Below are 9,687 nucleotides of genomic sequence, written 5' to 3'. Positions count from 1 at the left end.
GCGCGCGCGCGGCTTGCCGGCCGGCCGGCGGGGCCGCAGGACATCTGAAAAACAAGGACAAACCCGGGGGAAAGGATGCGCACACTCGTACACCTGTCGGACCTGCATTTCGGCCGCGTCGACCACAGCCTGCTGGCGCCCCTGCGCACGCTGGTCGAGCGGATCGCCCCCGACGTGCTGGTGGTCTCGGGCGACCTGACCCAGCGCGCCAGGCCGGAACAGTTCGAAGAGGCGCGCGCCTTCCTCGACACGCTGCCGGGGCCGCAGATCATCGTGCCGGGCAACCACGACATCTCGCTGTACAACGTGTTCCGCCGCTTCGTGAAGCCGCTGTCGCGCTACCGGCGCTACATCACCGACGACCTCGATCCCTTCTATCTCGACGAGGAGATCGCGGTGGTCGGCGTCAACACCGCGCGCTCGTTCACCATCAAGGACGGCAAGGTCAGCCGCGACCAGCTGGCGACCGTGCGCCAGCAGTTGGCGAACGTGCCGCCTGACGTCACGCGCATCATCGTGGCCCACCATCCCTTCGACCTGCCCGACCATTTCGAGGAGCGCGACCTGGTGAACCGGGCCCCGCGCGCCATGCAGGCCTTTTCCGAGTGCGGCGTGGACATCCTGATGGGTGGGCACATGCACGCCAGCCACGCCGGCAGCACGGCGGCGCGCTACCAGTTGAGCGAGTATGCGGCGCTGGTGGTGCAGGCGGGGACGGCCACCTCGACCCGCGGGCGGGGCGAGGTGAATTCCTTCAACGTGCTGCGGGTGGAGCCGCAGAAGGTCGAGATCGATCGCTACGGCTGGGACGTGGTGCACGGACACTTCGAGGTGATGGCCACCGAGAAGTTCATGCGCACGGGGAGCGTGTGGACGCCGCACATCGACGGCCTGATGGCGGCGGGACTGTAAGCATTCGTAGGGTGGTCGGCTGTGCCGACCGCGCGTTCAAACTTCGCGTGAACAACCAGTGTGCGTCACGGCACCGTGCGGCTGAACGCGCGGACGGCGAAGCCGTCCACCCTACGGTTAAATCCAGTATTCCGCCAGCCGTCCGATGAATTCGCGCAGGCGGTCCTTCCAGGGCCGGTCGCGCCACTGGTCGAGCGTGACTTCCCTGGAGCTGCGCAGGTCTTCGTTGAAGGCCGCCTCCATGTCCTTGCCGAAGGCCGGGTCCAGCACGACCACGTTCAGTTCGTAGTTGTGGATGAAGCTGCGGCGGTCGATGTTGGCCGAGCCGATGGTCGACCAGATCCCGTCGATCACCGCCGTCTTGGCATGCAGCACCGCCACCTGCAGCTGGAAGATCCGGACGCCGCCCGCCAGCAGTTCGTCGTAGAAGGCCTGGCCGGCGTACATGATCAGGTCATGGTCGGACACGCCCGGCAGCACCAGCTTCACGTCCACGCCGCGCTTGGCCGCGGCGATCAGCGAATCGACGATCTGCCGGTCCGGCACGAAATAGGCCGAGGTGATGTGGATCGATTTCTTGGCCTCGTTCATGGCCACCATCAGCGACTTGTAGATTTCCGAATCGCGGTCCGGCGAGGTGGCCAGTACCCGCATCACCTTGTCGCCCGCCGGCGCCAGGCGCGGGAAGTACTCGGCAGGGGGCAGTTCGCCGGCATCCTGGTGCACCCAGTTGTCGATGAAGGCGTACTGCAGCGCGGCCACGGCCGGCCCCTCGATGCGGATGTGGGTATCGCGCCAGCCGACCTGCTCGGCGTCGACCGTCTCCGGCTTCTTGCGCGAGCGGAACAGCGAACTGTTGGCATAGGTCTCGCTGATGTTGATGCCGCCGGTGAAGCCGACGCGCCCGTCCACCACCATGATCTTGCGGTGGTCGCGGTTGTTCAGCTGCCAGGCGCCGGGGCGTTGCAGCGGATTGACCGGATTGAAGATCAGGACGTTGATGCCGGCCGCGCGCAGGCGCTCGAAGAATTCCTTGGGGGTGCCGAGGGTGCCGACGCCGTCGGCGATGATGTTGACGATCACGCCCTGGCGCCGCTTCTCCATCAGCAGTTCGGCGAACTGCATGCCGATCGGGTCGCGGTCGAAAATGTAGGTCTCGAGGTTGATCGAGGACTTGGCCTCGCGCGCCGCCGCCATCATCTCGCGCATGGTGGCGGGGCCGTCGAACAGCAGCGTCACCTTGTTGCCGGGGATGAGGGGGGCGCCGGTCGCCTGTTCTTCCAGCACCGCCAGCTGCTTCAGGTCGGGCGAGGCGTTGGCCCAGCGCCTGCGCAGGAGCTGGGCCGCCTGTTTGTTGTCCAGCATGCCGCGCGGCGTGGCCACCGCCGGCACGGCCTTGGCCGGCTGCTCGGGCAGCTTCTGCGCGTCGGGAAGGGACTTGCACGAGGCGACCACGCAGACGAAGGCCAGGAAGGCCAGGAAGGAAGTCAGGCGCTTGTTGTTCATTTCGTGTCCCTCATGATGAGTTCACTGCTGGAGTCGCGGCTGATCGGCTGCTGCTTGGGGCCGAGGAAGAAATCGATGGGCGCGGCCAGCAGGTGGCGCCCCAGCGCCTGCACCAGCAGGATGCCGCGCTTGAACTGGATCTTGCGGGCGCGCATCGCCACCCACAACGCCAGGCCGAAGCTGACCAGGAGGTTGACCGCGCCGATCAGGAGTACGCCCGAAGCGGCATTGGCCACCACCTCGAGCGGCACCCGGTAGTCGAGGCCGACGAGCGCGGTGGCCACGTTGGCGGTCGAGAAGGTGACGTGGCGGATGTCGAGGGGCAGGCCGAGCAGGAAGCCGACGGTGCCGGTCATCCCGAGCATCAAGCCGAAGAAGAAATTACCCATCAGGCCCCCCAGGTTGTCCTCGATATAGCCGGCGAAGCGGCCGAGCCGTTCCTCGCCCATCAGGCGGCGCAGGCGGCGCAACTGGCGCACGCGCTGGCCCATGCGGGTGTACAGCGCCTTGTTGTCGTAGTAGCCCGAGATCAGGCCCGCCAGGAACAGCCAGACGCCGGCGATCGCCGCATAGAACAGGGCAAGGCTGTGGATCGGATCGACGTCCATGAGCAGGTGGTGCGCCTTGGCCGGATCGACGATGTGGTTGCCGTTGATCGCCTTGTAGCCGACCGCGATCGCCCAGGCCACCGGAAAGGCCAGCAGCACGTTGCCGAGCACGGCTACTATCTGGGTACGGAAGACCTTGGTGACAAGGTAGGCCAGGCTGTCCACGTCCAGCCCGCGCCCATTGTCGGCGCGCTGCAGCGAAGCGGCGATGTGCTGCGCCGTCATCGCCGGCTGCTTGGTCGCCACCGTGAAATGCAGGATGTAGATGAGGATGAAGCCCAGCGAATAGTTCATGCTGAACAGGAAGGCCTCGACCAGGGGCGCGGTGTGCAGGTAGCCCAGCATGATCTTGAACATGGCCATGAAGCCGACGATGAAGCCGGCCCCGGAAGCCGCCACGAACATGTGGCGCAGGTCGCGCCGGGTTTCGGCGATGTAGTGTTCGCCGGTGCGGCTGGCGTTTTCGGTGACGTTGCGGGCCAGCAGGTCGACATTGTCGCGCAGCAAGCCACGGACCCGGTACTTGGCGTTGTGCGCCGCTATCAGTTCTTCCGCCAGGGCCACGGCCGCCAGGCGCCGGCCGCTCGCCACCGGTTGCTCCGGCTTGGCGGCGCGGGTGGCCACCGCCACCAGGTCCACGCTCGGCGCGCTCGGCAGCGAGCCGCTCAGGTCCACCAGGTAGAGCAACTTGTGCAGCCGATCGATGCTCTGGTGCAGGGCCACCAGCAGGTAGGTCAGGGCCACGCTGGTGCCGGTCGACCGGGCGCCGCGGCGGATCTTGAGCACCACCTCTTCGCACTGGTCGAGCATGACCAGGAGGTGGCGCGCGTCTTCCGGCTGTTCGATCTTGCCGTCCAGGTAGCGGGCGTATTCGTCGAGGTAGCGGTTGACCTCGATGTTCTGCATCAGGAAGGGCGAGTCGAAATCCTCGATCTCGCTGTAGCTGTGGATCAGGCGTGGCTCCAGGCCGAGGGCGCAGATGCGGCAAGACAGGGTGCGGATCGCGTCCAGCAGGCCCATCAGGGTGACGTAGCGCGCCCGATCGGGCGTCGCCGGTCCGCCGCTGCGGTCCTGGGGCGGCGGCGCATTGGCGATGACGTCGAACAGTTCCATCCAGTCGGCGGTCGGGACCATGCAGATCCACTCATGGTCGTCCTCGTCGTACAACACCTGGTCGAGCGCGTCCGACAGGTAGAGGTCGTTGAGCGCCGGCGGCAGGAAGCGGTAGGTGACCCGCCGCTTCAGTTCGGTAACGAAGCCGTCGTTGGAGAGGACGCCGATGTCGCTGTACAGGCTGGTATGGCGGCGGCTCTCCAGCAAGGTGGTGAGATAGCGCCGCAAGGACCAGGCTTGCGACGGATTGCCCTTGAGCAGCTGGGTCAGCGTGCGCACGTTCTGGACCGGATCGTCCGCCTTTTGCCAGACCCAGCGATTGCGCGGGCGCAGGCAATCGACCAGGTCGACCAAGTGGTCGAGACGGTCGCTGTCGGGATCGATTCGTTCAAGAATGGCGAGCATGGGCAATGTTGATACTGGAAAGCCATAGTGTACGCGAGGCAAAGGTAAGCCATGGTTCGCCATCGAACAATGAACCGGCCGAAAGCGTTACACTGACGGGCTGAATCAATGTAGAAAACGAGGGATGCATGTACCTGACTTACTTTAATGGCCAATGGACTGAAGGTAATGTGCCGCTGTATGGCGCCATGGATCACAGCCTGTGGCTGGGCTCTTCGGTCTTCGACGGCGCACGCGCCATGCGCGGCAAGCTGCCCGACCTGCGCCCCCACCTGGAGCGCGTGATCGTATCGAGCGAGAAGCTGGGCCTACGTTGCCCCTTGAGCGTGGACGAGATGGAAGCGCTGGTGCGCGAGGGCGTGACCAGGTTTCCGCAAGACGCCGAACTGTACATCCGCCCGCTGGTGTTCGGCACCGAGGGCTTCCTGATCCCGGTGGCCGAGGCCAGCCAGTTCGCCCTGACGATCTTCGACGCGCCGCTGCCGCCCTTTGCCGGCTTCTCGAGCTGCCTGTCGACCCTGCGCCGCCCGCAGCCGGACATGGCGCCGACCGACGCCAAGGCCTCGGCCCTGTACGCCAACTCGACCCGTGCCATGCGCGAGGCCAAGGCGCGCGGCTTCGACCAGGCGATCATGCTGGACGCCGACGGCAACGTGGCCGAGTTCGCGGCCTCGAACCTGTTCATCGTGGCCGAGGACGGCGCCGTGGTGACGCCGAAGCTGAACGGCACCTTCCTGGCCGGAATCACCCGCGCGCGCGTGATCGCGCTGCTGGCATCGGAAGGCGTGCAGGTGCAGGAGCGCAGCGTGGCGCTGGAAGAATTGATGACGGCGCGCGAGATCTTCAGTACCGGCAACTACGGCAAGGTGACGCCGTGCACGCGCTACGAGGACCGCACGCTGGAAGCCGGCCCGGTGGCGCGCCGCGCGCGCGAGCTGTACCTGGCGTTCACCGACGCGAGCTAATCCGCTGCGTGATCTGGTCCACTGGGCCAGATCACCTCGCGCAGGAACTGCAGCAGGATCACCGTCTTGGCGTCGACGATGCCGCCTTCCTTCACCTGCCTGAAGGCCTCCATGACGTCCATCTCCAGCACCTCGATGTCCTCGCCTTCCTCTGCCTTGCCGCCGCCGCTCCCCTGGCGATCGCGCTCCCGGTATTCGCCCAGATAGCAGTGCACCGTTTCCGTCAGCGAGGAGGGGTTCGGGAAGAACGCGATCACCTTGCGCAGGCCGTGGCCGCGAAAGCCCGTTTCCTCGCACAGTTCGACGCGCGCCTGCGCCTCCGGATCGGTGTCGTCCAGGTTGCCGGCCGGGGCTTCGATGATGAAGCCATCATGGCCGGCCAGGCGCGCGCCAATGCGGAACTGGCGGGTGAGCAGGACGGTGCGCTTGTCGCGGTTGTAGAGCAGGACGGCGCTGCCGCCGTTGTTGGCATAGACCTCGCGGGTCTGTTCCTGCTCGCTGCCGTCGCGGCGGCGCTGGCTGAACCTGACTTTCCTCAGTTGGCAGTAGTCGTCGGAAAGGGTTTCCTGGGCGAGGATGCGGATCGGATCGTCGTCTTGCATGGAAGGCTCCGGAAGCGGTGCAGGCGACTATAGCGCGTCGACGCAAAAAAAGCCGCCCGGCTTGCGCCGGGCGGCTTTCGTTCAAGCGTGCAAGCGCCGACGCGCGATCAGCCCTGGGCGCGCTCGGCCACGTAGATCTCGACGCGGCGGTTGCGTGCACGGCTGGAGGCGTCGCTGTTCGAAGCGATCGGCTCGCGCGAGCCGCGGCCCTCGATCGTGATGCGGCCCGGGTTGACGCCGCGGGCGGCCAGGTAGTCGCGGGTGCGGGCGGCGCGATCGACCGACAGCGGCTGGTTGATCGCATCGGTGCCGGTATTGTCGGTGTGGCCGATGATGGTCACCGTGGTGGCCGGGTTTTCCTGCAGCGTGGCGGCGAAGCGGTCGAGCACCGGCTGGAAGTTCGACTTGATGTCGGAACGGCCGGTATCGAACGAAACGTCGCTCGGGATGTCGAGCTTGAGGCGGTTGTCGGCGGTCTGGCTGACCTGCACGCCGGTGCCGCGGGTAGCCTGTTCCATCGCCTGTTTCTGTGCTTCCATGCGCTTGGACCAGATGTTGCCGATCACGGCGCCGGCAGCGGCGCCGATCGCGGCACCGCCCGCGGCGCGCTTGCCGCCGCCGCCGCTGGTGCTGGCGCCGACGATGCCGCCCAGGGCCGCGCCGATGCCGGCGCCTTGCGTGGTGCCGCGCTGCACCGGGTCCATGTTGGCACAGCCGGTGGCGGTAAAGGCCACGAGGGAAGCGGCGATCACGGATTTAGTCAGTTTGCTTTGCATGGTGGTTCTCCTTGAACAAAAAATCCGCTTCGCGGTCATGCTTGCCGAGGCAAGCCTGCAGGCATGACTGAGAAGCGGATTGGTCTTACAAAAAATTATTAACAACTAACAACTATATACCTCGTCCGCTGATCAGGCGCACCAGGATCATGATCACGGCAACGACAAGCAGAATGTGGATGAAGCCGCCGATGGTGTACGAGGTCACCAGTCCGAGCAGCCACAAAACGATCAGAATGACGGCAATTGTATACAACATGATGTTGCTCCTCCTGAAATTACGCACTTCGGCGTCGTGATTCCAGTATGCCGCCGCTTACTGCTGGCCTCTGTACGATGGCGTACTTACTGCGAAAGTCCAGGCTCCGGGACATCAGGCGTGGCGGTTGTCCTTGCGCAGGCCAGGGATCCAGCCCATGAAACCGAGCAGGCCGGTGACGCCGATCAGGCAGGTGACCAGGCCGCCCGCCACCAGGAACAGGACGTCCTGCGCCTGCAGTCCGCCAGGGGCCGCCTCACCGGGCGGATGCGCCGACAACAGGCCGAAGGCTGCGACGATGATGCCCCAGATGATAATGCCGATCCATGCCATGCTGTTCATGATGCTCTCCCCTCAGGATGGTTATTTTCCGCACCGCACGCAGTGATAGCGTCCTGTCATTGTCGGGTTAGCTCATCCATTGGTCCGTGCGCTGGCGCACATTGCTTATAGAAAAGTATTTGGACGTAATAAAAGCCGGGAAGCTTGCGCCATCCCGGCTTTCAGTGGAACAGGGGCAGGTCAGGCGACCGAGCGCAGGCGGCCCTTGACGATGCGCACCCGGTCGCCGCTGCGCCATGCCGGCTGGGTGCTCTGGCGGAAGGTGCGCAGGGTACCGTCGTCGAGGCGCACGCGGATTTCGTAGCTGGTGGTGGCCTTCATATTGCCTTCGACCTGGTTGCCGACCACGGCGCCGCCGATGGCGCCCGCGGCGGTCGCGATGGTGCGGCCGGTGCCGCCGCCGATCTGGTTGCCCAGCAGGCCGCCGATGACGGCGCCGCCGGCCGCACCCAGTCCGCTGCCTTCGGCACGCTGCTTGATGGCGCGGACCGATTCGACGTTGCCGCAGTTCGAGCACCAGTTGCGGCCGGTGTCGGCGGCGGCCACCTGCACCGGTTTCTCCGCTGGCCTGCTGGCCGGTTTCTCGACCACGCGTTCGACCACCCGTTCCGGCGCCGCGGCGGCCGGGGCGGGCGCATAGTTCGCCGCCGGCGCATAGGCCTGGGCCGATTGAGCCGGATAAGCGGCGGGTGCGGCGGCGCTGCCCGGCTCCACGTAGCCGGGCGCGAGTTGCTGGCCGGGCAGGTTGCCGACCATGCCGGGCGCCACCTGCGGCGCGCCCGGCGGCAAGGTCGAGGCCAGCGCCAGGCGCTCGGCGTCGCTCAGCTGGCGCTCTTTGTTGCCGCCCACGGAAGAGGGAATCCAGCCCAGGATCGCCGCCGTGCCGACCAGGCAGAACAACAGCACCGCGAGCGCGGCCAGGATCATCAGGGGATGCATGCGTCCGCGTGCGGACGGGGTGGGGGAAGTGTTCATGCCGGTTCCTTTTCGGAGAAGTCTTGTTGAGGCCGTGTGCCTGGATTTAAGGCGGCCTGTGCATTGACAGATTGTCCTCAGGAACAACAAGCCGTTCCGTGCGTCACCGTACATACCAGATCGGAGCGGGGCGGTTACGCTGGCCTAAATTGTTTGCAAATGTATCCGACAGACGGTTGGGTCATGCTGTTCCGACGCGAGAAACCGATGAATTTTGCCGCACCACCGCCGATTTCCGAACACAACAGCAACCTACTGCTGGCCGCGCTGCCACCCCAGGAACTGGCGCAGGTCCTGCCGCTGCTCGACCCGGTCACCGTCGCGGTCGGGGACGTGCTGTGCGAGGCCGGCGACCCGCTGCGCCACATCTATTTTCCTCATGATTGCCTGATCTCGCTGATGGGCGTGGCCGAAGGGCGCATGACGCTCGAGGTGGGCCTGGTGGGGCGCGAGGGCATGGTTGGCGCCACGGTGGCGCTCGGCCACGACACCACCCAGGTACGCGCGGTCGTGCAGCGCGCCGGCAGCGCCAGCCGCATGGACAGCGGCCGCTTCCGGACCGAGGTGGCGCGCAATCCTTCGCTGCAGCGCGTGCTCTACCGCTATACCGACACGCTGCTGGCCCAGGCGATCCAGATCGCCGTCTGCAGCCGCTTCCACGTGCTGGAGGCGCGGCTGGCCCGCTCGCTGCTGGTCACGCGCGACCGCCTGCAGTCGGATAAATTCCACCTGACCCATGAGTTCCTGGCGCATGCGCTCGGCGTGCGCCGCGTCGGCGTCACCAAGGCCGCCAGCGCGCTGCAGCAGCAGGGGCTGATCGACTACAGCCGCGGGAACATCGAGATCCGCGATCCCGAGGGCCTGGCGGCGGCCTCGTGCACCTGCTACGAGATCGTCAGGGAAGCGGGCACTCAGCCCATCCACGGTCTGATGTAAACGCTGCAGGCAAACACAAAAAAGCCTGGCATCGCCAGGCTTCTCGTATCGCTCGGCGAGCGATCAGTTGGTCTTGCCGACCTGGTTGCCGACCACGCCGCCCACGGCCGCGCCGCCGACGGTGCCGACTGCGCTGCCGCCGGTCAGCGCGCCGCCGATCACGGCGCCGGCGCCGGCGCCGATCGCGGTGTTCTTGTCTTGCTGCGACATGCCGGCGCAGCCGGTCAGGCCCAGCGCAGCGGTGGCCAGGGTTGCGGTCACGACGAGTTGTTTGATGGTTTTCATGTT

Annotated in this window: 11 protein-coding genes; 3 read left to right on the top strand and 8 right to left on the bottom strand. The window is 66.2% G+C overall.

The window, feature by feature from the left end; translation table 11 throughout:
* Positions 1–75 precede the first annotated feature (75 nt).
* A complete protein-coding gene (locus tag ACK4S9_RS22765) occupies positions 76–912 on the top strand; it encodes a metallophosphoesterase family protein (RefSeq protein ID WP_409730159.1) in 837 nt (278 codons plus the stop codon).
* A gap of 117 nt (positions 913–1,029) precedes the next feature.
* On the opposite strand, the gene cls is transcribed toward ACK4S9_RS22765, so the two are convergent.
* Entirely contained in the window at positions 1,030–2,418 is a 1,389-nt protein-coding gene (gene cls, locus ACK4S9_RS22760; RefSeq protein WP_409730157.1) for a cardiolipin synthase, read from the bottom strand.
* Entirely contained in the window at positions 2,415–4,544 is a 2,130-nt protein-coding gene (locus ACK4S9_RS22755) for a site-specific recombinase (protein ID WP_409730155.1), read from the bottom strand. Before ACK4S9_RS22755 ends, cls begins: the two co-directional genes overlap by 4 nt.
* Before the next feature lie 128 nt (positions 4,545–4,672).
* Here ACK4S9_RS22755 and ACK4S9_RS22750 point away from each other — a divergent pair, with 128 nt between their 5' ends.
* The gene (locus ACK4S9_RS22750; protein ID WP_409730153.1) at positions 4,673–5,509 is read left to right on the top strand and encodes a branched-chain amino acid aminotransferase; all 837 of its coding nucleotides are present in this window, start codon (positions 4,673–4,675) and stop codon (positions 5,507–5,509) included.
* Here ACK4S9_RS22750 and ACK4S9_RS22745 read toward each other — a convergent pair.
* The 5 genes from ACK4S9_RS22745 to ACK4S9_RS22725 form a co-directional block, all read right to left on the bottom strand.
* Positions 5,506–6,111: an NUDIX domain-containing protein gene (locus ACK4S9_RS22745; RefSeq protein WP_409730151.1), complete on the bottom strand. Its 606-nt coding sequence runs from the start codon at positions 6,109–6,111 to the stop codon at positions 5,506–5,508. The genes ACK4S9_RS22750 and ACK4S9_RS22745 overlap by 4 nt on opposite strands.
* Positions 6,112–6,218: 107 nt before the next feature.
* The gene (locus ACK4S9_RS22740; RefSeq protein ID WP_409730149.1) at positions 6,219–6,887 is read right to left on the bottom strand and encodes an OmpA family protein; all 669 of its coding nucleotides are present in this window, start codon (positions 6,885–6,887) and stop codon (positions 6,219–6,221) included.
* 112 nt (positions 6,888–6,999) lie between these two features.
* Positions 7,000–7,146, bottom strand: coding sequence for a lmo0937 family membrane protein (locus ACK4S9_RS22735; RefSeq protein ID WP_020652694.1), 147 nt, complete (start codon positions 7,144–7,146; stop codon positions 7,000–7,002).
* 114 nt (positions 7,147–7,260) lie between these two features.
* Positions 7,261–7,488 (bottom strand): hypothetical protein, encoded by a 228-nt coding sequence (locus ACK4S9_RS22730; protein WP_409730147.1) that lies wholly within the window; start codon positions 7,486–7,488, stop codon positions 7,261–7,263.
* 180 nt (positions 7,489–7,668) lie between these two features.
* Positions 7,669–8,463: a glycine zipper 2TM domain-containing protein gene (locus ACK4S9_RS22725; RefSeq protein WP_409730145.1), complete on the bottom strand. Its 795-nt coding sequence runs from the start codon at positions 8,461–8,463 to the stop codon at positions 7,669–7,671.
* A gap of 207 nt (positions 8,464–8,670) precedes the next feature.
* Here ACK4S9_RS22725 and ACK4S9_RS22720 point away from each other — a divergent pair, with 207 nt between their 5' ends.
* Positions 8,671–9,399, top strand: a complete 729-nt coding sequence (locus ACK4S9_RS22720) for a Crp/Fnr family transcriptional regulator (RefSeq protein WP_409730143.1) — start codon at positions 8,671–8,673, stop codon at positions 9,397–9,399.
* A gap of 63 nt (positions 9,400–9,462) precedes the next feature.
* Here ACK4S9_RS22720 and ACK4S9_RS22715 read toward each other — a convergent pair whose 3' ends face one another.
* Complete coding sequence (locus tag ACK4S9_RS22715; RefSeq protein ID WP_209588624.1) at positions 9,463–9,684, bottom strand: glycine zipper 2TM domain-containing protein; 222 nt, start codon at positions 9,682–9,684, stop codon at positions 9,463–9,465.
* Positions 9,685–9,687: the final 3 nt, after the last annotated feature.

Origin of the sequence: Massilia sp., assembly GCF_046293535.1 — a bacterium.
Classification (GTDB): Bacteria; Pseudomonadota; Gammaproteobacteria; order Burkholderiales; family Burkholderiaceae_D; genus Telluria.
The sequence above is the reverse complement of the archived record's forward strand: the minus strand, read 5'-3'. Positions and strand labels throughout refer to the sequence as shown.

Bases quoted from the DNA above. Each gene is read 5' to 3' on its own strand.
- ACK4S9_RS22765 (WP_409730159.1), top strand. From the start codon at position 76: ATGCGCACACTCGTACACCTGTCGGACCTGCATTTCGGCCGCGTCGAC.
- cls (WP_409730157.1), bottom strand. From the start codon at position 2,418: ATGAACAACAAGCGCCTGACTTCCTTCCTGGCCTTCCTGGCCTTCGTC.
- ACK4S9_RS22755 (WP_409730155.1), bottom strand. From the start codon at position 4,544: ATGCTCGCCATTCTTGAACGAATCGATCCCGACAGCGACCGTCTCGAC.
- ACK4S9_RS22750 (WP_409730153.1), top strand. From the start codon at position 4,673: ATGTACCTGACTTACTTTAATGGCCAATGGACTGAAGGTAATGTGCCG.
- ACK4S9_RS22745 (WP_409730151.1), bottom strand. From the start codon at position 6,111: ATGCAAGACGACGATCCGATCCGCATCCTCGCCCAGGAAACCCTTTCC.
- ACK4S9_RS22740 (WP_409730149.1), bottom strand. From the start codon at position 6,887: ATGCAAAGCAAACTGACTAAATCCGTGATCGCCGCTTCCCTCGTGGCC.
- ACK4S9_RS22735 (WP_020652694.1), bottom strand. From the start codon at position 7,146: ATGTTGTATACAATTGCCGTCATTCTGATCGTTTTGTGGCTGCTCGGA.
- ACK4S9_RS22730 (WP_409730147.1), bottom strand. From the start codon at position 7,488: ATGAACAGCATGGCATGGATCGGCATTATCATCTGGGGCATCATCGTC.
- ACK4S9_RS22725 (WP_409730145.1), bottom strand. From the start codon at position 8,463: ATGAACACTTCCCCCACCCCGTCCGCACGCGGACGCATGCATCCCCTG.
- ACK4S9_RS22720 (WP_409730143.1), top strand. From the start codon at position 8,671: ATGAATTTTGCCGCACCACCGCCGATTTCCGAACACAACAGCAACCTA.
- ACK4S9_RS22715 (WP_209588624.1), bottom strand. From the start codon at position 9,684: ATGAAAACCATCAAACAACTCGTCGTGACCGCAACCCTGGCCACCGCT.